The sequence below is a fragment of the Verrucomicrobium sp. 3C genome (assembly GCF_000379365.1).
Taxonomy (GTDB): domain Bacteria; phylum Verrucomicrobiota; class Verrucomicrobiia; order Methylacidiphilales; family Methylacidiphilaceae; genus Methylacidimicrobium.
The window spans coordinates 1,261,693-1,282,405 of sequence record NZ_KB901875.1 but is presented as its reverse complement, the minus strand read 5'-3'; the positions used below and the strand labels follow the sequence as shown (position 1 = coordinate 1,282,405).

The 20,713-nt window shown below is 61.5% G+C and carries 17 protein-coding genes and 1 pseudogene; 7 read left to right on the top strand and 11 right to left on the bottom strand.

Annotated features, from left to right (window positions below):
- Nucleotides 1-56 precede the first annotated feature (56 nt).
- Together A37A_RS0106875 and A37A_RS0106870 are read right to left on the bottom strand one after the other, a co-directional pair.
- Nucleotides 57-1,682 (bottom strand): phosphate ABC transporter substrate-binding/OmpA family protein, encoded by a 1,626-nt coding sequence (locus A37A_RS0106875; protein ID WP_018290783.1) that lies wholly within the window; start codon nt 1,680-1,682, stop codon nt 57-59.
- A gap of 19 nt (nt 1,683-1,701) precedes the next feature.
- The gene (locus tag A37A_RS0106870) at nt 1,702-4,689 is read right to left on the bottom strand and encodes a tubulin-like doman-containing protein (protein WP_018290782.1); all 2,988 of its coding nucleotides are present in this window, start codon (nt 4,687-4,689) and stop codon (nt 1,702-1,704) included.
- 341 nt (nt 4,690-5,030) lie between these two features.
- Here A37A_RS0106870 and A37A_RS0106865 point away from each other — a divergent pair, with 341 nt between their 5' ends.
- Entirely contained in the window at nt 5,031-5,807 is a 777-nt protein-coding gene (locus A37A_RS0106865) for a hypothetical protein (RefSeq protein ID WP_018290781.1), read from the top strand.
- A 211-nt stretch (nt 5,808-6,018) separates the two neighbouring features.
- On the opposite strand, the gene A37A_RS0106860 is transcribed toward A37A_RS0106865, so the two are convergent.
- A complete protein-coding gene (locus A37A_RS0106860; RefSeq protein WP_018290780.1) occupies nt 6,019-6,669 on the bottom strand; it encodes a TonB family protein in 651 nt (216 codons plus the stop codon).
- Nucleotides 6,670-6,851: 182 nt separating this feature from the next.
- On the opposite strand from A37A_RS0106860, the gene A37A_RS16250 reads away from it, so the two are divergent.
- The 4 genes from A37A_RS16250 to A37A_RS0106840 all read left to right on the top strand — a co-directional run bounded on the left by A37A_RS16250 (nt 6,852) and on the right by A37A_RS0106840 (nt 9,349).
- Nucleotides 6,852-7,433, top strand: coding sequence for a Slp family lipoprotein (locus A37A_RS16250; protein ID WP_018290779.1), 582 nt, complete (start codon nt 6,852-6,854; stop codon nt 7,431-7,433).
- Between the two features lie 22 nt (nt 7,434-7,455).
- A complete protein-coding gene (locus tag A37A_RS0106850) occupies nt 7,456-8,010 on the top strand; it encodes a Slp family lipoprotein (protein WP_018290778.1) in 555 nt (184 codons plus the stop codon).
- Between the two features lie 153 nt (nt 8,011-8,163).
- A complete protein-coding gene (locus A37A_RS0106845; protein ID WP_040888581.1) occupies nt 8,164-8,724 on the top strand; it encodes a Slp family lipoprotein in 561 nt (186 codons plus the stop codon).
- Nucleotides 8,725-8,776: 52 nt separating this feature from the next.
- Nucleotides 8,777-9,349 carry a Slp family lipoprotein gene (locus A37A_RS0106840; protein ID WP_018290776.1) on the top strand — a complete coding sequence of 191 codons (573 nt, stop codon included), beginning with the start codon at nt 8,777-8,779 and terminating at the stop codon, nt 9,347-9,349.
- Nucleotides 9,350-9,373: 24 nt separating this feature from the next.
- Here A37A_RS0106840 and A37A_RS0106835 read toward each other — a convergent pair whose 3' ends face one another.
- From A37A_RS0106835 to rpsO, 4 genes are all read right to left on the bottom strand, one after another.
- Nucleotides 9,374-10,468, bottom strand: coding sequence for a 6-phosphofructokinase (locus A37A_RS0106835; protein ID WP_018290775.1), 1,095 nt, complete (start codon nt 10,466-10,468; stop codon nt 9,374-9,376).
- A gap of 13 nt (nt 10,469-10,481) precedes the next feature.
- Entirely contained in the window at nt 10,482-10,958 is a 477-nt protein-coding gene (locus A37A_RS0106830) for a redoxin domain-containing protein (RefSeq protein WP_020494132.1), read from the bottom strand.
- Nucleotides 10,959-11,019: 61 nt separating this feature from the next.
- Nucleotides 11,020-13,152, bottom strand: coding sequence for a polyribonucleotide nucleotidyltransferase (locus A37A_RS0106825; protein ID WP_018290773.1), 2,133 nt, complete (start codon nt 13,150-13,152; stop codon nt 11,020-11,022).
- A 69-nt stretch (nt 13,153-13,221) separates the two neighbouring features.
- Entirely contained in the window at nt 13,222-13,488 is a 267-nt protein-coding gene (gene rpsO, locus A37A_RS0106820; RefSeq protein WP_026195698.1) for a 30S ribosomal protein S15, read from the bottom strand.
- Between the two features lie 419 nt (nt 13,489-13,907).
- Between rpsO and A37A_RS16245 the strand changes: the two genes are divergently transcribed.
- Nucleotides 13,908-15,767 carry a phospho-sugar mutase gene (locus A37A_RS16245; RefSeq protein ID WP_051076253.1) on the top strand — a complete coding sequence of 620 codons (1,860 nt, stop codon included), beginning with the start codon at nt 13,908-13,910 and terminating at the stop codon, nt 15,765-15,767.
- The gene (locus A37A_RS0106805) at nt 15,764-17,386 is read left to right on the top strand and encodes a hypothetical protein (RefSeq protein ID WP_018290769.1); all 1,623 of its coding nucleotides are present in this window, start codon (nt 15,764-15,766) and stop codon (nt 17,384-17,386) included. The genes A37A_RS16245 and A37A_RS0106805 overlap by 4 nt, the downstream gene beginning before the upstream one ends.
- Before the next feature lie 14 nt (nt 17,387-17,400).
- Here the strand turns inward: A37A_RS0106805 and A37A_RS0106800 are convergent, their stop codons facing one another.
- From A37A_RS0106800 to A37A_RS21765, 4 genes and pseudogenes are all read right to left on the bottom strand, one after another.
- Nucleotides 17,401-18,342 carry an aldolase gene (locus A37A_RS0106800; RefSeq protein ID WP_040888576.1) on the bottom strand — a complete coding sequence of 314 codons (942 nt, stop codon included), beginning with the start codon at nt 18,340-18,342 and terminating at the stop codon, nt 17,401-17,403.
- Nucleotides 18,343-18,613: 271 nt separating this feature from the next.
- Entirely contained in the window at nt 18,614-18,868 is a 255-nt protein-coding gene (locus A37A_RS0106795) for a DDE transposase family protein (protein WP_018290767.1), read from the bottom strand.
- 106 nt (nt 18,869-18,974) lie between these two features.
- Nucleotides 18,975-20,159 (bottom strand): ISAs1 family transposase, encoded by a 1,185-nt coding sequence (locus A37A_RS21770; protein ID WP_255324878.1) that lies wholly within the window; start codon nt 20,157-20,159, stop codon nt 18,975-18,977.
- Nucleotides 20,159-20,404: pseudogene (locus A37A_RS21765) on the bottom strand (hypothetical protein); the annotation flags it as partial. The pseudogene A37A_RS21765 and the gene A37A_RS21770, both read right to left, overlap by 1 nt.
- Nucleotides 20,405-20,713: the final 309 nt, after the last annotated feature.

The window sequence follows — 20,713 nt, the reverse complement described above, 5'->3', positions numbered from 1 at the left end:
AATCTGACTGGATTTTATCTCATATCGCCGCTTCTGTCAAAGGCGCGTTCGCCGACTCACGGACCTGCGGAGGGCGCCGCCGCTTTTCCCCGGACGATCCAGAGCTCGACTCGGCGATTCTTCTCCCGGCCCTCCTCCGTTTCGTTGGAAGCGACTGGCATCTGGTCTCCCTCGCCCGCAGTCGCCGCAACAGGGATGCCCAGGACGCGGAGCGCCTGCCCGACGCTCTGCGCCCGCTCGACCGAGAGGCGCAGGTTGTAGGCGCGATCCCCCACGTTATCCGTAAAGCCGATCAACAGGACCGCTTCGCCCTTCTCCTCCTTTCGTTCCATCAGCTTCGCCAACCGCCGGATATCCACCAGCGCCTTGTTGTCCAGCTCGGCACTCGCGGTCCGGAACCGAACGTCGAAAGCCACCCGGTTCCCTTCCTTGACGAGATCGCGGTAGCTGGCGGGCGCATCCCGAGGGATCTCCGCGGCTCGTTGAATCAACGACTCCGCCCCTTCCGCAGTCTTTGTGGTGGCCCCAACGAAGCCTGCTTTCTGCACCTGCTGCTGCCCTCGATCGGAAAGCACGAACTGCACGAAGGCATCCACGTCAGGGTTTCGCCCGCTTCCTTTGGTGTAGAGGTAGAGCCGGGTCGAAAGCAGGTAGGCCTCCGACTCGAGCGAAGGGAAAGTCGGAGCAAGCGGATGGGTCCCCTTCTCGTACAGGGCGAGCGCCTTGCATGTCCCGATGTGGGGAAAGTCGACGATTCCCAAGGCTTGCGCATCGGCTGCTACCCGGGACGAGATCTCCGCTCCGCCTTCCCGGCGGGTGACGTTGACCGACGCGGGCGACCCTGCCATCACCCGGCGGGAAAAGAGCTGCCAGCTTCCTGAAGCGGCGGGAGGAGCAGAGAGGACGACCTTTGCTTGCGGGAAGCCGAGGGACCTCGCATCCGCAACCTCTCCTCCGAAGAGCCTGCGAAGCTCGCCCAGAGAGAGCTTCGAAACGGCAGTGGCTGGCGAGACGATGGCCGCGATGCCGCTCACCCCGATCACATGCTCCGAGTCGGGAGCCGTGATGTTGAGCGCCTTGCCGAAAAGGGTTGCTTCCTCTGGAGTAATCTTTCGGAAGGCCATCGCCACTTCTGCTACTCCGGCCGCCAGGTCCCTCCATCCGTCCGAGGTGTGCGAGAGAAGCAGCCGAACGGAAAGCTCCTCGCTCCCGTTCGCCGACTTCCCCACCACCGCAACCGACCGGCCGTCTTTCCCTTGCCGCATCGCCACTCCCGTTGCCCGGAGATCCTCCAAGAGAAAGGCCCGAACCAAGTCGGGAACAAGCTTCTCTCCCAAGATCCGAGAGCCGGAGAGGGTGAAAAGAGTCCTTTCGATCACGGGGGGGGGGATCTCGCGGGCCGGCGGCGGCTTGGGTGGCGGAGCAACAGCGCGTTTCGGACCTCCTCGAAAGGAGAGCCAGAGTCCGGTCCCGGTCGCAACCAGCAAGAAGAGCAACAGGAGAACGGCCGCCCGCTTTCCCCTTCTCCCTGGACGACGGAGGACCTCTTCCTCCGGCACCAAGGGGGTCCCGCAGTCCGGGCAGAGGAACTCCTTCCCCTCGGGAACCTCAATGACCTCTCGGGTATCCGCGCGTAACGGACAGTTCCCGTAATTCGGACAAAAGCCTCGTCTTGCCGGCATGCCTCAGCCGCTTTCTCCTCTAGCCTTCTCCGCGGAGAAGCTTAACCGCTCGCCGTCCCCAGTCGGGAAAGGCCTTCCCCCGGGGATCGGTGAGGGGTAGTTGACGGGCGAGCTCGTTGACCAGGGAGACTACCTTTTGCGTCAAGTCGGTCCGCTTCGGCTCCCGGCGCAACTCGGGATCGGCAAGTTGCTTGCCTACCGCCTCCTCCAGGGTCAGGGCCTTCGGCTCCGGAACGTTGGCGAGCGTTTCGGGAATCGTCGTCCCTTCCAGAAAGACCGGGGTCTCGAACCCATACTCGTCCTTCGTCAAGATCGCCAGCTCCTGCGTCCCCTGCTCATTCTCCCGGCTGGCAATCAATCCCAAGACGCTGCCGAGGAGGAGATAGGGAGCGATCCGCTCCTGTAGCTCACCCCGGCTCGGGAGGAAAAGGCTCGGGAGCATCTGACTATCATCCTCGATATTCAGCTCCATCCGCGCCCGCGCTGGATTCGGACCGTTCACCCGTTCCAGATAACGAGCCCGCAGAAAGGAGAGGAGCTGGACGACCCGCAGCGGGAAGAGATTGGTGACGCTGGTCAAAATGATCTCGTTGGATCTGCTCCCCTCCAGAAATTCGCGAGCCGTCGTCTGCACGCACTCCCAGAAGACCTCCCGCAGCATCTTCATGAAGTCTTCCGCCTCCGGCGCTTTGGGGAGAATGACCGTGAAGTTCGAAACGCAGATTTGCGCTCCCGGATTGATCCCGGGGGCTGATCTCTTGATTTCGTCCGGGCTGAAGATCAGGTAGTTGCCGGCCGACTTGACGATGCCATCGATGAAGAGGCGGAGCGCCTGCCGATCCCCATACCGATCGCGCAGCTTGTCGATGATGCTGACTCCGATCAGCTTCTCCTTGCTGCTCTCGATCAAGTTGTTGTGGGAGATCTTCGCATTCTCCATGCACTGGTTCTCGAGAACGTCCAGGAAGGTCGTCTTGTTGATTCGCTCGTTGAAGGTGCGGAAATCGACCTTGTCTCCTAGCAACGCCACAAGGGCCGAGCGGACCCGCTGCGTCTGGGTGAGCTGCTCCCGGGCATCCTTCGTCAACCTTCGCGTCACGCTCCGGACGAGTTCCGGATCGTAGAACCGGATGATCTGTTGCCGATAATCCACCTTGCTGCTGTCATCGACGCAGCGCTCGGCGATCTGCTCCTCGAAGTTCTTGACCGCCTCGGCGATCATGGCCGAACTCCGGTCGAGCTCAGCTTTGAGCTGAGTAATCTCCTCCAGCAGAACCGGCGTGAACTTCTTGGCGAACTGCCAACCTTCGATGCGCGTCCGGCAGACGTAGAGATCCTGGAGGGTCAAGGCGCAGGTATCGAAGAGCCGCTTTCTCTTTCCAAACATGTCGGAGATGACCCCGACCTTCACCCACTCCTTCTCCTGATCCTTGAGCTTCTTGGCAAGCGCTTCCTCCTGAGGCTTTGCTTTCGCCACATCGTCGTCAAAGCGCTCAAAGCGGCTTCGCAGATAGCTGGTCAAGGCACCGACCAGCGCGCTGATCTCGTGAACGGAGCGGACTCCGTCGCGCCAGTTGCCGAACAGCTCCCGTTCAAGCTTCTGCCGGATCTCGCGCGCACGCTCCCGGGCGGAGGCCGACACGGTCTGGTAGAAGGTCTTGACGCCGTGCCCGCGGTACTGATCGCTGAAGCGAACCTCGAGCCTTCCCTTCAGGCTGTCGAGCCACTTCGCGCCTTCCTCTCGCTCCTCGATCTCCTGCTTGAAAGCCCCGGTAACGGTCGTCCAGTATCGGCTGATCGGCTGCCACCGGCCCTGCGTCCCGTCAGCCTCCAGCACTGGAGCGGACAGGATCAGGTGCTCGTCGGAGAGAAGCCACCGCTCGAGCTGCTCCGGAGCGGCGACATAGCTCATCAAGTCGACGTTCTTGGCATTCGGGAGGTAGCCCTCGGTCTCCGACCAGTTGTTGTAGCGGAGCTGCAGGGCTGCCTGGCGGGCAAACTGGTAGGCGAGATACTCGGCGATCTCCTCCTCCGGGACAGCGATCCGCTTCACCCCGAAGGCAAGCCACCTCTTCGACCTCACCCCAACGTTGGTCCCGGGGATCGTCTCGGGCATCCCGTCCCCGTTTTCTGCGTTCTCCTGCCGGCCAAGACTCGCCCAATTGACTTTTCGGACCGTAACGATCTTCTGGTAGAGAAAATCCGCCACGACGTTCGGAATATCGTCGACGCCGAGCGCCAACCCATTCTCGTTGTGGGTAGTGAAAAGATACGCTCCGTTGAACGGCGTCTCCAGGCCGGTCATCTTGCTCCCGTCCCCGGCGAGGTTGCAGGGAACGAACTTCCCCACACTCAAGGCGTTAAGCTCCACCAGGGCCGCGTAGCCGTTGGCGTGATAGTTGCCGGTGTTCCAATTGGGCTTGGGGTGCTCTTCGGGAAGAAGAAGATAGCCGATAATTCGATACTGCAGGGAATCCGGATAGAGACGTCGGATCTGGCAGAGCGTGTCGAGGATCGTACCGCTTCCCGTCCCTCCCGCGAGACCGGCGCAGACATGAAAGGTGACGCTCGTCTCTCCGCCTGCCTGGAGCTCGCGCACTTGGGACGTCAGCCGGTTACAGAACTCCGTCGCATGGTTGGCGAAGAGAAATCGGCCGAGTCTCCGTTTTTGCCCGCCGATCGCATCTCCCACGATCCCTCCTAGGATATCGTTCCAGATCGCCCGGTCGCCGATCCAAGGCCGGATGCCGGGATAGTTGGTCAGGTTTTCCAGAATCGAGGAGAGGTTGGCACAGCGGATGTGGAGTTGGCTGTTGGGGCCCAGTTGAACGCTCTGCCCTAGAATCTTCCAGGTCGGATCATCGAGCCGCATGAGCTCGTCGCTCGAATCGACATAGAGGTACCCGATGCTGACGTCCGCCGGGTTCAAACTCCGAAATTCCTGGAAGATGGTCTTTCGGACCGCACGGATGATTTTACCTCCCGTCCCGCCGAGACCAAGGATCATATGGTTGGGATTCATCGATCGGTATGTGTTACACGAAGGTACGATTAAACCTATCGGGCACGCTCTGGAGCAAATCGTTTCACCAGTAGAAGCTTTCGCTCCTCGTCATCGGGAGAAACTGTCTCCGCGAGAGGAGAATCGATCGCTGCCGAGAGCTATCCTGAATCGAATGACCCGTGAGCAGAAAAAAAGCAATCCCTTTTGGCGCTCGCTTTCGAAAGCTTCTTACCTCCCGGGAGGGAGAGGCGCTTGGGCTGTCCGGACGCCGAGGGCAAGCAAAAGGGTAACGTCCACGTCTTGACTCGCCGCACTCGGGCTTCTTACAACCCGAAGACCCTCTTATGCTCATCGATCTCCTCGCCGTCACAACCTCCTGCATTCTGCTCTTCCTGGTTGAGGCAACCGGGCAGTTCGTACTGGCCTGCGTGGCAGCCATCCTCCTGGCCGGCAGCTGCTGGTGGCTGGCGAGCAATTACGCGAAGCTCTGGAATCTTCTCTTCCACGCGAATCCGGTTCACCACTTGTTTTGCGGACTCGCCGCCCTCGCGACGCTGGCCACCGTCCTTCTCTTCTTCGCCCTGACCCATGCAAAGACAGCGGGCGAGAAGTTCGTCAACCTCTGGGCGGCCTCCCTTCAGGCAAATGGAGCATGGGAAAACGCCACCTTCCAGGACGCCCGGAAGACCGTCTGGCAACTGGGCCAAGAGTCGCACGATCCGGCCCTCTGGTACGATCCGAGCAGAAACCCGATCATCCCTCTCAACAACCCGAACACGAAGTTCGTGGTCGCCAAGATCTATGCAAACAGCGCCGCCCGCAACTTCCAGCGGTTACATCCGTTCCTGAGCTGGATTCTCTCCGTCCGGGTCGGCACCGCCGAGGAGGCGGTTTCCCGAGACGTGCAGCAGTACCTGAGCGTCCCCGGCAGCGGCATCTATCCAGACACCAGGGCGGTAAGCATCGTCGCGGAATACGTGAAGCAGGAGCTCGACCAGCAGACTCCGAAGCTCGTTCCGAGGCTGCGGCTCATCCTCCTGCTTCTGTTCCTCGCGGTTCAAGCAGTGCCCTTCACGATCATTGGTTGGGCCGCGTATGAGGATATCCAGATCCGCACCTGACGCCGCGTCCGCACGGGCGAGCCGGCTAATGCCTGCATGTCTCACAAAGTTCCTACCCGAGGCGAGGGCCGATGGGCCTGGATGCAAGGCGGGGCGCAGGTTTCCCCCCGGAGGGGTATGACGACACACTGCGAAGCGGGAAAGCCAAGGCCCAACAAACCAGACAGGTCCATTGCACAAGCCGCAGGAGAACGTTTGTAAGACCAGCAAGCTAATTCTCGAGGACGAAACGAATCGGGACCATCACGTAAGATTCGACGGGCATCCCGCCCATGGTCGCCGCCCGAAAACGCCACCGGCGGACCGCGTCGAGCGCCGCGCGATCGAGAGGCCCGAACCCCGAGCTTCGACTCAACGCGACCGACTGCGCCGTTCCGCGAGGGGAGACTAAGACTTTCACCAGCACCGTGCCCTGTTCGCCCCGGCAGCGGCATTCCTCCGGATAGGCCGGCGGCGGATTGCGGACGTAGTCCGGCTGGGCACTGCTGGTGCCGCTGGCGCGCCTCAAGGTGATCGCATCCTGCCCTGCTCCCGAAACACCCTTCCCTTGTGCCGCTAGCGAATGGGATTTTCGCGGAACCTTCTCCGGCTCCTTATGCACCGCCTTCTGGAGCGGCGGCTTCGGCACGACCGCCTGGGGCATCTCCTCGGGAGCTAGCTTGGCGACCGGCTCGGGCTGCGGAAGCGGCTCCGGCTTCGCTTCTGGTTTCGACGCGCCCTCTACTAGGTCGACGGCGACCGAGTTCTCCCCCTGCGCCATCCCGTATTGAACCTTCTGGGCGATCCAGAAGCTCGATCCCAGCAAGATCGTCGCGTGAAACGCCACGGACGCCAAGAGGCCGATCCACCGTTCCCGTTCCATCCACCCCACCTCCCATCTACCGGCCGCTCGAGCTTGTCCGTCCGGCGGATGTACGTTATGTAACACGAATTCCGCTATTCTCAAAGACATTTCTGCCGCTTGCCGGGCGGACCGGCGCTCCCCCGCCGGCACCCGCTTTCGCCTTGACGAAAGAACGGCCCATCGCCGATAGCTCAAGCTATATGACCGGAAAATCCGTGCAGCTTGTTCTCGGCTTGCCTCTCGCCGCTCTCCTGCTCGGGACCCTGTCGGGATGTGGCGGGCCCTTTTCCGAATCCACAGTTGAGGCCGCTCGGAATCAGCCTTCCTTTGGAGCCATTCGGCAAGATCCCATGGCCTACAAAGGCCGCCTCGTAATCCTCGGCGGCAAAATTGCGCAGATCCAAAACCGGAAGAACGCAACCATCGTCGAAGTCGTGCAAAGGCCGCTGGGAGGCGACGAACGCCCGAGTTCGTCCAGCCAATCGGGAGGGCGCTTTCTCGCCGTGACTCCGAAGTTTCTGGATCCGACGATTTACAAGCGCGGCCGGAAGGTGACCGTAGCGGGCCGGCTCAGCGGCGTCCAACCCGGCACCATCGGGAAGATGAGCTACTCCTATCCTCTTGTCACCATCTCCCAGATCCACCTCTGGCAGCCCGAAATGAGCGGGGGAGCAGACTATGACTGGGCGATGATGAATTCGGGTATGTGGGGTCCCGGGATGGGCTTCTTCCCGGGCTACGGCATGGGCGGCTTCGGCATGGGTGGCTTCGGCATGTATTAACGGGGAGAGTAGGTTTCTGTCGATGGCTTCGCATTCCCCCAAGCAATGGCGCCCTGCCGTCTGCCTGGTGCTCGCAGCTCTCCTGGTCGGCTGCAGTCCGTTCTCGAGCGAGGTGAAGAAGCAGGTGAAGGGTCAGCCCTCCTTTGCCGCGATTCGGCACAGCCCTTCCGCCTACCTGGGCCGCATGGTCATGCTGGGGGGCACCATCGCCCAGACGAAGAACCTCAAGGACGTCACCTTGATCGAAGTCCTCCAAGAAAAGCTCGACAGCTCCGATCAACCGATCGACTCGGATAAGATCGGCGGCCGCTTCCTCGTGCGAACATCAACCTTTCTCGATCCTTCGGTCTACAGTAAAGGCCGCGACATCACAGTCGTCGGCCGCCTCGCCGCGCCCCAGGCGGGCGTCATCGGCGAAAAGCCTTACACCTATCCCGTGATCGCCGCCACCCGGATCCATTTGTGGCCTCAGTACGCGACTAACGACGCCTACTGGGGCTATCCCGGCATGGGATGGGGATGGGGCTATCCGGGAATGGGAATGGGGATGGGTTGGGGCTTCGGCCCTTGGTGGTGATCCGCGGGCCCCACAGGCCACCACGTCCGCGGCGCAAAAGAAGACGAACGCAGCAAACTGCGCTAGAGTTACAGAAAGGAACGAACTCAACCAATGTCGAAAGCGCCTTAGCCTCACCCGTGGAACCAAGGGATGGTTCAAGGATCACGCTCGATGAATCCACCCTTTTCGGACCGTGGAAGTTTCCTCGCGTACCTGACCCTCGCCCTGTTCGTCGCCGCCTGCAGTCCGTTTCCCAAGGAGGTGAAGCAGGAGGTCCAGAATCAACCCTCGTTCGCGGCGATTCGAAGCAAGCCTTCCGTCTACCGGCATCGGACGGTGATGCTTGGCGGGACCATCCTCTACGCCAAGCATCGCAACCACGGCACCTACCTAGAGGTGCTCGAGGAGGAGTTGAACGCCTACGATCGGCCGATCCCCTCCGACAAGACCGACGGCCGCTTTTTAGTCGGCACTTCGTCGCTTCTCGATCTCAAGGTCTATCAAAGGGGCCGGGATATCACGATCGTCGGCCGGGTCGTCGGTTCGCAGCCGGGTCGAATCGGAGAAAGGCGCTATACCTATCCCCTGATTGCTGCGACAGACATCCACTTATGGCGAGAACACGTGGAGGACGACCATTGGAAGGATCCTCGAGTGGAGTGGGGCTGGGGCTACCCAGGCATGGATTGGGGCATGGGCTGGCCCATGATGCCGCCGATGACCTTCTGGTAAGCGGCCTCCGTGTGGAGCAGCCTTCGCGAGGGCGGAGCGAGGTGCGGTAACGATGCATCGAATCTTCCAGGGCAAGAGGAGAACGATCAGCTGGTTCGCTCTTGCGGTACTGCTGACCGGCTGCGGAAGCCCCTTTTCGAGCGAGGTGAAGAAGGAGGTGCGGGGCCAACCCTCCTTCGGCGCCATCCGGAGCGACCCTTCCGCCTACCGGGGCCGCATGGTCATCCTTGGAGGGATCATCACAAAAACGACGAACCTGAAGGAGGGGACGCTACTGGAGGTTCTCGAGGAACGGCTCGACGACTCCGACCGACCCATCTCCACCGACAAGCTGGGTGGACGCTTCGTCGTGCGGAACTCGACTTTTTTGGATCCATCCATCTATCGGGAAGGACGCGATGTCACGGTCGTCGGACGCGTGACGGGCACCCAAGCGGGTCGAATCGGAGAGAGACCCTACACCTATCCACGGATCTCGGCGACGGAGATCCGCCTCTGGCCCCAGAACGGGGGACAGCGGGACTCCCCGGCATTGCCTCGGAGGGATTGGGTCTGGGGCTACCCGGCCAAGGGCTGGAGCAATACCTGGGGCTCGATCCCTCCAATGACCGTTCCCCCCCAATGACGCGCCAGCAGACCCAGAGGCGGCTCAATCCCCGAACGCGATGCCCACCGCGCGGGCGGCAGCAATCTCCTCGCAGTCGGGAGGTACGGTCTTGGTTTTCCGAACCGCCTCCTGGATCGGCACCGATCCCACCCGATCGTTGGCAAAGGCCACCATTTCTCCGAATCGCTTCTCTTCCACCAATCGCACGGCGGCAACTCCGAAAAGCATCCCAAGATTCCGATCGAGCGCCGTGGGCGGACCGCCGCGCTGGAGATGGCCCAACACCACCTCCCGGCTCTCCCGACCGGTCATCCGCTCAATCACGCCGGCCACATGCCGGCCGATCCCGCCGAGCCGAATCTCTCCGAGGGGTCCCTTCTCCGTGTCTTCGTCTTGCGTGACAAGCGCTCCGTGAGCTGGGCGGGCTCCTTCGGCGACGACGATCATCGTCTGCAGCGCTCCTTCCGCCACGCGCTTGCGCACCTCATGCGCGATTTTTTCATATTGGAATGGGATCTCCGGCAGCAGGATCACATCGGCTCCACCCGCTAGTCCGCCGAAGAGCGCGATCCAGCCCGCGTATCTTCCCATCACCTCCACGACCATCACCCGCCGATGGCTGATTGCCGTCGACCGCAGCCGGTCGAGAGCCTGGGTGACGAACTCGACGGCGGAGTAGAACCCGAAGGAGATCGAAGTCGCCGAGATGTCGTTGTCGATCGTCTTGGGAACGCCAACGATGGGTAGTCCCGCCTCGAAAAGCTGTTGGGCCGCCGTAAGGGAACCATCCCCGCCGATGCAGATCAGTCCTCCGATCTGCAGTCCCTCTACCGTCTCCCAAACCTCGTCGAGCACCGTTTTTGGGATCTGCTGGATCTCGCCGAGCCCCACCCGGGTCGCGAATCGGCCGCGGTTGGTTGTCCCGAGGATCGTGCCCCCATGGCTCACGATCCCGGCGGTTGCCGGCTCCTCCAGGATTCGATAACGGACAGGGGAGAGGAGCCCCTCGAAGCCGTCGATGAACCCGTAGACGTCCCAGCCACGCTGGCTGGAAGCGGCAACCGCTGCGCGAATCACCGCATTGAGGCCAGGACAGTCACCGCCGCTCGTCAGGAGTCCGACGCGGAATGTCGCCATACCGCGCGAGCCTCTAGGCAAGCTGTTCCACGGTCTCTTTCATCGCGGCAAACTGGGGCAGCACGGTTGGACTAGCTGTCACCTCCGAATAGGCGATCTTCCCTTCCCGGTCGATCACAAAGACTGCCCTTGCGGCCACGTCGCCGATGCCCAAGACCCGGGAGAGAAGGACTCCGTAGGTCCGCGACACCTCCTTGTTGAGATCCGAAAGAAGCGGAATGCGGATTCCTTCGCTCTGCGCCCAGACCTCCTGCGCAAACGGGCTATCCACGCTCACGGCCAGGATCGATGCGTCCAGTCGCTCATAATCGTTGAGCCCACCCGTCATCCGGCACATCTCCTCGGTACAGACGCTCGTAAACGCCAAGGGGAAGAAGAGAAGGACGACCTTCCTCCCCCGAAAGGAACTCAACTGCACGTCCACCAGCCCCTCTGGTGTCTTTCGCTTGAGCGTAAAGTCGGGAGCCGCCGCTCCCACGGATAGCGCCATGCTTCCTCCATTCCCCAATCTTGCCCCTCTCCCTAGCAAAGGAAGAAAGACCACTGGATCCCTACTGCACGGTATCCGTCTCGCTCTTGTCGCGAAGAGCCGCCTTTCGGCTGAATTTATAACGACCGCGATCATCGATGCCAATGCACTTGATCCAGACTTCTTCTCCCATCCGGACAACATCCTCGACCCGTTGGACGCGCGCGTCCGCGAGCTCCGAAATATGAACCAGTCCCTCTCCCTTGCCTCGGATCTCGACGAAGCAGCCGAAATCCTTGATCCCGCTGACTCGACCCCGATAGAGGCCTCCGACCACCAGTTCGCCGACCAGTTCCTCTACCATCTCGCGAGCCAACGCCATAGCCTCGCCGTCGGGCGAGTAGATCCGGACCGTTCCGTCGTCTTCCACGCTGATTTCCGCCCCGCTTTCCGCAGAAATCCGCTTGATGTTCTTTCCACCTGGACCGATCAATAGCCCGATCTTGTCCGGATGAATCTTGAGGGTATCGATGCGAGGAGCATGCTTCGAAAGCTCTAGTCGGGGCGCCTCTATGATTTGCTGCATGAAGGCCAAGATTTGGCGCCTGGCTTCGGCTGCGCGGCCAATCGCCTCCTGCAGAATTGGGATCGGAATCCCCGGAAGCTTCAGATCGAGCTGAAACCCGGTTACCCCCTGCACGGTGCCCGCCAGCTTGAAATCCATATCGCCGTAATGGTCTTCCAAGCCAAGGATGTCGGTCAGGAGCAGATAGCGCCGCAATCCACCCGCCTCGTCCGGCTCCGTCACCAATCCAACCGAGATGCCGGCCACCGGGGCCTTCAGGGGCACACCAGCATCCATGAGCGAGAGGGTCCCCCCGCAGACACTGGCCATCGAAGTCGAGCCGTTGGATTCCAAGATCTCCGAATTCACCCGGATGGCGTACGGGAAAGCCGACTCCGGCGGCACGACCTGCAAAATGGAACGCTCCGCCAGGGCGCCGTGGCCGATTTCCCGGCGGCTCTGTCCCCCAATCCGGCCAACCTCTCCCACGCTGAACGGAGGAAAGTTGTAATGCAGGAGAAACCGCTTGGTCGTCTCTCCGCCACCATAGGCATCGATCTCCTGTGCCTCGCTGAGCGAAGCCAGCGTCGTCATGCAGAGCGCCTGCGTCTCCCCGCGAGAGAACAAGGCCGTTCCGTGAACCCGGGGAAGGATTCCGGTTTCGGCGGACAACGGCCGAATCTCGTCAAACTTCCTGCCGTCGCACCGCTTCCCTTCTTCCAGGACCCGGTGGCGGAACATCTGCACCTGCAACTTCGTGAACGCTCTGTCGAGATCGGCATCTGAAGCCGTCGGAAAGCGTTCGCGGATCTTTTCGGCGAACCCGGTCTTCAGGTTATCCAGTGCACTCTCCCGCTCCTGCTTCTGGGGCAGGTAGAGAGCTTCTTCCAGCCGACTACCCAGCCACTCGGCCATGCATGCCACGATCTGCGGATCCGCCAGTTCACAGGTATAGCTCCTCTTCGCCCGGCCGACCTTGGATGCAATCTCTTTCTGGCTCTGGATCAGGCCCTCAATCGCCTCCTGAGCCACCTCGAGCGCGCGCTGGAAGTCCGCCTCCGGCAACTCCCGCGCACTCCCTTCGATCATGAGCGCCTCGGTTTCCGCTCCCACGTAGACGAGGTCCAGATCGCTCAACTCGCGATCCCGATGGGTGGGATTGACTACCCACTTCCCCTCCAGCCGCCCCAGACGCACAGCGCCTACGGGACCCGCAAAAGGGATGTCGGATACCATCAGCGACAGCGACGCGGCGTTGATCGCCAGGATATCGGGGTCGTTTTGAGCATCTGCGGAGAGCAGGGCGAGAATGATCTGTGTTTCGTAAAAATACCCCTTAGGAAAGAGAGGCCGAAGCGGCCGGTCGATCATCCGCGCCGTGAGGATCTCCTTTTCGGTGGGACGCCCCTCCCGCCGAAAATAACCTCCGGGGATTCGACCGGCCGCCGCCGCCCGCTCCCGATACTCCACCTGAAGAGGCAGAAAGTCCTGTCCTGGCTTAACTGATTTCGCCGAGACCACGGTCGCCATGACCACCGTCTCCCCGCAACTCACCACTGCCGCGCCATCCGCCAGCTTGGCCAGCTTGCCCGTCTGTAAAATAAGCGGCGCTTCTCCGCAAGCCACCGATACGCGAACTGGAAGTTCCATTCCTAATCCTTTCTTCTCCGCAACGCGCCGGAGCCCCTCTGTGAGGCTCTACTGCTCCAGTAGCAATGGCTACTTACGCAGCGACAATCGGCCAATCAGGTCCCGGTAGCTGAGAGGGTCCGTCCGATTCAAGTAATCCAACAGCTTGCGCCGGCGACTCACCATCCGCAATAGACCACGCCTTGAGCTATGATCCTTTTGATTCTGTCGAAGATGATCGGTGAGTTGCTGGATTCTCCAGGTTAGCAGCGCTACTTGAACCGTAGCTGATCCCGTGTCGCTCTCGTGACGACGAAATCCTGTAATGACTTCTTGTTTCTTCTCCTGATCGAGCATTGCTTCTCTTTTTTTCGAGAAAAGATAGTGGATGAAGGCTTCTTTCGCCAATTGTTTTCTCACAGGAGATAGTTCCTTGTCTTCCGTGGGCATCGCTCTCCGGAACCTACACAAAATCCGCCATAGCGAAGGAACGCGATGCGGCGAGCCGGTTGTCCGGTTCTTGCTTCGCCATCGCTCGCGGGATCACCTCCTGAACTTGCCTGACCCGCCGTCCTTCCGCTTCGCCAAAGGCATCCATGCGCCCATCTCATGGACCCTCCAGCCCCCAATACCCAAGCGGTCACTTCCTTTGTCCTCGCGGCGGTCACTTCACTTGCTTAACGACACGACACCCTCTTGTCAGCAGCCCTCCCGCTCGGTAGGGTGTCCCCCGCGTGCGGTCTCCCGGAGCTTTCTCTACTTCCTCCCTGCCTCGCTTGCTTGCGCAGGCAGAGGATAAGCTTTCCCCAAATTGCCGAGCCATTCTCCGCGACTTTCTTGCCCTTCCCAATCTCTCCTCGATCGAGCGGGAGAGCGTGATCGAGCTGCTCTCCGCGCAACAGTGGGAGGAGACCGAGCAACGGTTTGGAACGACCCTTTTCTTCGGAACGGGAGGAATTCGCAGTCGGACGATCGGTCGGTTTTCCACGGCGGCAGAGCGGGGGGACGCCGGTCCGTCCGATCCCCCGCGATTCCCGGCGGTGGGAAGCGGAATGCTCAACGAGAGAAGTGTGCGCCGGATCTCTCTCGGGCTCGGAGACTACCTTTTGAGCGTGCCCGCCAAGCGCCCGATCTCCGTCGTCATCGGCTACGATACCCGCCTCTTCTCGGCACTGTTCGCCCGCATCTGCGCCGAAACCCTCCAAGCACTTGGCTTCGTGGCCTTGCTCTTTCCCGAAGAACGCCCTACCCCGGAACTCTCTTTCGCAATCCCGCGGCTCTCCGCCAACGCGGGTGTGATGGTGACCGCAAGCCACAACCCGCCTTGGGATAACGGGCTAAAGATCTATCTCTGCGATGGCAGCCAGATTACCGCTGAGGCGGCCGAGGGAGTGAGCAAGGCGATCGCGTGCATCCCCCTTGCGGCCGAAATTCCCGAAGGCCATTGCCCCGGGACCATGCACCGGCTCGGGGACGATTGCGATCAGGCCTACTTCGAGGTGGTCGAATCCACGATCCTCGAACCCTCCGCCATCCGGAAGGCACGCCAGTCGATCCAGGTGGTCTACACCCCGCTGCATGGAGCCGGGCTGCGCACTCTTCCTCCGCTTCTCGCCCGCCAAGGGATCTCCTACTCCCTGGTGGCGGACCAAAGCACGCCGGACGGACGGTTTCCCGGCGTCTCTTCGGCCAATCCGGAAGATCCCCGCTCGCTCGCGGAGGCGATCGAGCAAGCAAAAGCGGAAGCCGCCAATCTGGTCCTAGGAACCGATCCGGATGCCGATCGCCTGGGAGCCGCGGCTCATGATCCCGCCGCCGGTTGGCGCATCCTGACCGGCAATCAGATCGCCGCGCTGCTCGCCTTTTACCGATCCGAGCGGGCATTTGCCCATCGTGTGGAAGAAGGCTCCAACTCCGGCACGCCCGTTCTGCTCAAGACGCTCGTGACGACCGACCTACTCCGCTCGATTGCTGAGGCCTTCGGCATCCGCTGCGTGGAAACCCTCACAGGCTTCAAATACATCGCGGCAAAGCTTCGACGGTACGAGGGGATCGCAGCGAGAGATCCTACAAATCGCCCCTGGCTCGTCTTCGCTGGAGAAGAGAGCCACGGCAGCCTCTCCACCGAACAGGTGCGTGAGAAGGACGGCAATGCGGCAGCCCTTCAGCTGATCGAGACAGCGGGATGGGCAGCGGCGCAAGGGATGAGCCTTCTAGGTCTCTTGGATTTCCTCTACCGGCGGTTCGGCTTCTTTGCGGAAAGGCTGCAAACCCTGACGCTCGAAGGCGTGGACGGTGCTGAACGCCGAAAGCGTCTCTTCGCCTCGTTTCGCCAGGATCCGCCGATGGGACCCGGCGGCAGCCTTGCCTTCGATGCAGAAGATTTCGGACGGGAAGATCATTGGGACGCCGATGGAGAGCTTTTGCCCAGAGAAGAGTTTTTGCGCTTCTCTTTTCCCGAGGGAGAGCGCCTGGCCATTCGCTGCTCGGGTACGGAGCCGAAGATCAAGTTCTACCTGTTCCATCGGACCGAGGCGCAGGACGACCTCCGGTCTCAAGAGAGGAGGGCGGAGGCGCGGCTCTCCTCATGGTGGCAGGCCGTCAAGGCGGAAGTGGACCGGCGGCTTTCCCAATGAAGTTTCCATTTCCCGGCGGCAATCCGGCGATCGATTTCGGCGTGCTCCTCCTCTACCTAGCCGCCGTCCTTTGGATCGGTCTGAGGGCGGAAAGAGGGCCGAAGACCGTCGAGCAGTTCGCCCTCGGCGGACACAGGATGCCGTGGTGGGCCGTCCTCGGCTCCTTGATCGCGGCAGAGACCAGCGCGGCCTTCTTTTTGGGAACGCCAGCGGAGGGCTACGCGCTGGGAAATTACGAATATCTCCAACTTGCGCTGGGGACAGTCCTCGCCCGAGTCCTGGTTGCCTACCTGTTCGTAAAGCCATATTTTACCTACCGGGTCACCTCGATCTACCAATTTCTGGGGCTCCGCTTCGGGACGAAGACCAAATCGGCCGCATCGGCAACCTTTCTCTTGACGCGATTGCTCGCCTCCGGAGCGCGCCTCTACGTGGCCGCCATCCTGCCCGTGCTCGCCGTCAAGCTGCTCTGGGGAAGTCCCGTTTCGTCCGGACAGGAACTCTTGGTTTACGCCATCTCCGCTCTTTTCCTCACCCTCTTTACGACACTTTACACCGTCGCAGGGGGAATCCGGGCGGTGATCTGGACCGACCTGCTCCAGGCTGGCCTCATGCTTTCCGGCGGTCTCCTAACCCTCTTCCTCCTCTTCCAACGGATCCCGTGGGGCTCGAGCTCTCCCCTCGCGGAAGCCGCCCGCCTGCTGGCGGCTCTCCCCTGGGCAGACTCGGGGATCAATCCTCACAAGAATCTTTGGGAGAACCTAGGCGCGATCTTCTCTTCCGACTACACCATCTGGGCCGCCCTGATCGGCTCCACCTTCACGACAATGGCGACCCACGGGACCGACCAGGACCTCGTGCAGCGCCTTCTCACCGCCAAGAACCATCACCGGAGCCGGCTTTCGTTGATCCTTTCGGGTCTGACGGATGTGCCCCTGGTCTTCCTCTTCCTTACGATCGGCATCTTTCTCGGTCTCTTGGCGCGCTCCGCGCATGACCCCCGGCTCCCCTCGCAAGCCAACGAAGTCTTTCCCTACTTCATTCTTTGTCAAACCCCTCCCGGCATTCGCGGCCTCCTGCTGGCGGCAATTTTCGCGACCGCGATGGGCTCTCTCTCGGCCGCGCTCAACGCGCTGGCCACCTCTTTTTGCGAAGATTGGGTCTTTCGATTTCTTCCGGCCGCCACCGACGAGAAGATCCGGGTGCGCTTTCTCCGAGGCTCCACCGTACTCTTTGCGTTCTTGAGCATTGCGATCGCCTGCGCGACCGCCTTCTTTGTGCTCCGTTCGCCCCGAGCACGCATTCTCCCGATCGTCCTGGGCCTTTTTGGCTACAGCTACGGTCCGCTTTTAGGCGTCTTTCTCCTCGGCGTTCTCACCCGAAGCCGGGGAAACGACTTCGGGAACTGCGTGGCGATGGCCTGCGGCCTTGGAGTGGTCATGGTCTTCAGCGGGGTGCCGCAGTCCATCCTCGGATTCTTCTCGCCCGGAGGGGAGACTCGGCTCAACTGGCTCCCCTGTGTCTCCTTCCCCTGGCGGGTCTTTGTGGGGAGCTGTACGACCTTTCTGGTTGGCCTCTGCTTTCCTCCCTTCCCGGCGCCTCGGGTACGAACTTTGTAAGATAAGCAGGCTAGCTACCTGTCCAGAGAAGGAGACGATAGGTCCTTCTGATAAAGAGCCGTCGCCTCTTCCACGGTGGATCCGTCGAAGGTAATGGCCGAAATCGCATTGCAGAACGCCACGGCTTCCGGCAGTGATCGCTGATGGATGTTTCGACCCGTCGCGTTGCCCGCCGCTCCCGCCTCATGGATCTGTGCGTGCAGCCGCGCCAGGAAATCGGGCACGCTCGTTTCCTTTCCCCCAGCACAGATCAGCCGCGTGCGCCCCGCGGCGAGAACCGCTTCGCGCAGCGCGGCCGCGTTCCTCCCATCCTTTGCCTTCGGCTCATTCACCTTCACGAAATCGGCTCCAAGGCAAGCGGCGAGCCCTGCCACCCCGGCAATCAGGTGTGGATCGCGCTCATCGGAGACGGCCGCCCCCCTAGGATAGGCCCAAAGAATCGCCAACAGGCCACGCTGGTGAGCCTCGAAGACCAGGTGCGCGGCCTCCCGCAGCATCTCTGGCTCCGTCCGGCTCCCTGGGTAGATCGTATACCCCACTCCCAGGATGGGAAGGGATGAGGACTTGCGAAACTGGTCGAGCTGCTCGATGGAGAGCCATTGGCGGCTCTCTGGATCGCCGATCTTGGTGGGTATCAAGTGAGTTTTGCTGTTGAGCTTCACCACGTAGCGAATCTGTGGGTAATCCGCTCCGTAGCGGGCAATCAAGCCGAGCTGCGTCGCCAGGACCCCGATCCGAGCCCGGGAGGCAATTCGGAAAAAATGCTCAGGGTCGGCATCGTCCTCGGCAATTCCGGAGCCGAAGAAGTCGTCGTTCAGATGCTCTACCTTCTGGTCGGCGGCCATCAGCATGAGCCGGCCCGTTCCCCGAGTCATCTCTCGAAAGTTCTGCTCGTAAAGCGCTCGCTGCTCCACTGGGACGTCGAGTGGGGTCTTTTGCGTGGGCGTAAGACTCATCGTTTCTCCTGGAAGTTTGCCCCGGCCGGAACCCGAGCGACATCGCCGGCGGCCAAAGGCGTGAACGCGGATCAGCCTAACGCCGCGCTTCCCGATCGGCAAGACCGGATCCGAGCTTTTGTCGTAGCACAATAGAAATGTCCCCTTTTTCTCCACAGTAGAAATGTCCCCTTGGTTACGAAGTTGCGTTTTTGGTGGATACTGCACGGCTGTTTGCCATTTGAAGGGTCGCTTCCATGGGTGGGAGGGAGGAGGATTGACCACTCTCCGGCTAGTCGGAGAGTGGCTCGGCGGCGAGGATGGCCAGACATTGTTTAGGGGTGGAGCAGAATCGTTCGCGGAACTGCGGGAGGGATGGTTCGCCGAGGCGTTCGGCGAGGAGCGAGAGGAGCGCGTTAGGGATGAGCGCCAAGTTGGCCAGCAGGTTGGGCTGACGGGAACGGCAACGGTCTTCGCCCATCCGGGCATCGCGTCGCCAATGATTGCGGATTTCGGCCCCGCCCCAATGTCCTCGGATGAAGTCCAACCATTCTTGGGGCGCATACGGATCCGGTGGCGCGCTGGAGAGGTAGTAACGGGACTCGGTGCTGGTGAGACCATCCTTGTTTTCGTGCGGTGGCTGCGCACCACGATCAGGGCGCGGGCAAAGGGGAAGTCGACGGCCAGGGGCTCGATGGGGAAGGCATGGAGTTGGCGGATTTCGACTCGGCCATGACCGGTCTGGTTGTCGGTAAAAAAGGGGGGTCGGGCAAGGCGTCCAAGGCTTGCGCCTCTTGGAGCAAACGAGGCTGATTTCCCTTGATCCCAAACAAGTAATCGCCCCCTTTTTCCCCGATGAGACGGGCCTGGCGCCGCTGACAATGCAATGGGTCGGCGGTGATGATTTTGCCATCCAGGGCCGGCAGCTTTTCCAGCAGCGCCACCGCCGCGCTTTGTTCGGAACGGGGCGTGTCCTGCTTTTGGTCGTGGACCGCCACCGCTTGCGGGGCGCCGTCCTCCTGTTGGGCCAAGGTCAGGAGGCCAATGGGATGACGAATCCTTTTGCCGTCCAAGGCCAGCGCCTGCGGCAGCATGCCCCCCTGTGCTTGCAACCAGTCGGTGAGCCTGGCGGCGAAGGCTTCGGGATCCATGCGGGTGAGCACCTGGTAGAAGACACTGTGGCCGGGAACCGGATGAAAGCCTCCAGTGCCCTTCTTGAGCGGCAAGCCCAGCCGACGGCGCTGGCGCTGGGTCAGACTGGTGGCGAAACGGGCGATCCCGGCGATCTCCCGCCGCCCGGCCAAAAGCGCCATCGCGATCATGGTCAACACCGATCCGACCGGATAGTGGGCGTTCTTCATGCGCGGATCGGGCGCTTTCCAAAAGACCTCCAGCAACGATTCGAGCTGCTGGGTGTTGACCGGCAGCGTGCCCGAGGGCCTCGCGCTCAAACCGGCGCGGCACTCTTCGGGTAATTGGGCCGCTCGTAACGTTTGCCGCGCTTGCGCCGAAAGAGGACGCAGCCAGAGCCGCTTGGGCAGGTCATTGGGCAGGTAAAAATCGGCCCGATGGCGGCTGTAGCCGGCCCTGTAGCCGACCGCCTCCCAGTTGCTCGCCTTGTAGCAGGTCCCCGCATAGTCCTCCGGATCGGTGAAGCTCTCGGCCAAGAGCGGAGTGTAGCCAAAGCGATCCCGCCACTGCCCCGGCAACGCCCGCAAGGCCGGTCCCAAAGCTTGAGAGGCCAGATTGGGTGCCTGCCCCTTTGGGGGTTGAGCAGCAGAAAACGCCGATTTTGTACGATCAACTTGAGCCGCTCCACCCGCTGTACGGCGCTCCATCCAATCCACCGATCCCGATCCTTGAGCGCGTAGCAGGCCGGCCCCCAAGCCAGCAGCGCCACCGCCTGCCCATCTTGGGCAATGACCTGGCGCAAATCGTCGCCCACCGATCGCCCAGCCCCCAGATAGTGGCGCTCCTTCCACTGCCCATCGAACGATTGGGTTTCTTCTGGAGAACTGGCAACCGAAACTTCCAGTCCGCGATCCCTTGCTCCACCGGTTCCTGAATGGAAACGCTGTCTCATCGAGCCTATGGCATCGAAAAAGTCGCCTCATGTCTAGCTTTTCTTTCCCTCCCTGGCGCAGAATCACTTGACCACTCATAAAAAAAGGCCCTGGAGCCTGCAGCCCGGCACAAACTTCGTGCTGTTGTGCCGCAATAGAATGTCCCCCTGAGACCTCGATAGAAATGTCCCTTAATGTTGCCTCGGAAAGGAGGCGGCGTGAGGAGGACAGCGTTGAGTGCTAAGGAGTTGGACAGGGTTGAGGTGATGGGGCGGGTGAAGGCGGGCGCCTTAAGGCTGGTAGAGGCGGCGGAGATGCTGGGTTTGAGC

Bases quoted from the DNA above. Each gene is read 5' to 3' on its own strand.
- A37A_RS0106875 (WP_018290783.1), bottom strand. From the start codon at position 1,682: ATGCCGGCAAGACGAGGCTTTTGTCCGAATTACGGGAACTGTCCGTTA.
- A37A_RS0106870 (WP_018290782.1), bottom strand. From the start codon at position 4,689: ATGATCCTTGGTCTCGGCGGGACGGGAGGTAAAATCATCCGTGCGGTC.
- A37A_RS0106865 (WP_018290781.1), top strand. From the start codon at position 5,031: ATGCTCATCGATCTCCTCGCCGTCACAACCTCCTGCATTCTGCTCTTC.
- A37A_RS0106860 (WP_018290780.1), bottom strand. From the start codon at position 6,669: ATGGAACGGGAACGGTGGATCGGCCTCTTGGCGTCCGTGGCGTTTCAC.
- A37A_RS16250 (WP_018290779.1), top strand. From the start codon at position 6,852: ATGACCGGAAAATCCGTGCAGCTTGTTCTCGGCTTGCCTCTCGCCGCT.
- A37A_RS0106850 (WP_018290778.1), top strand. From the start codon at position 7,456: ATGGCTTCGCATTCCCCCAAGCAATGGCGCCCTGCCGTCTGCCTGGTG.
- A37A_RS0106845 (WP_040888581.1), top strand. From the start codon at position 8,164: ATGAATCCACCCTTTTCGGACCGTGGAAGTTTCCTCGCGTACCTGACC.
- A37A_RS0106840 (WP_018290776.1), top strand. From the start codon at position 8,777: ATGCATCGAATCTTCCAGGGCAAGAGGAGAACGATCAGCTGGTTCGCT.
- A37A_RS0106835 (WP_018290775.1), bottom strand. From the start codon at position 10,468: ATGGCGACATTCCGCGTCGGACTCCTGACGAGCGGCGGTGACTGTCCT.
- A37A_RS0106830 (WP_020494132.1), bottom strand. From the start codon at position 10,958: ATGGCGCTATCCGTGGGAGCGGCGGCTCCCGACTTTACGCTCAAGCGA.
- A37A_RS0106825 (WP_018290773.1), bottom strand. From the start codon at position 13,152: ATGGAACTTCCAGTTCGCGTATCGGTGGCTTGCGGAGAAGCGCCGCTT.
- rpsO (WP_026195698.1), bottom strand. From the start codon at position 13,488: ATGCTCGATCAGGAGAAGAAACAAGAAGTCATTACAGGATTTCGTCGT.
- A37A_RS0106805 (WP_018290769.1), top strand. From the start codon at position 15,764: ATGAAGTTTCCATTTCCCGGCGGCAATCCGGCGATCGATTTCGGCGTG.
- A37A_RS0106800 (WP_040888576.1), bottom strand. From the start codon at position 18,342: ATGAGTCTTACGCCCACGCAAAAGACCCCACTCGACGTCCCAGTGGAG.
- A37A_RS21770 (WP_255324878.1), bottom strand. From the start codon at position 20,159: ATGGAGCGCCGTACAGCGGGTGGAGCGGCTCAAGTTGATCGTACAAAA.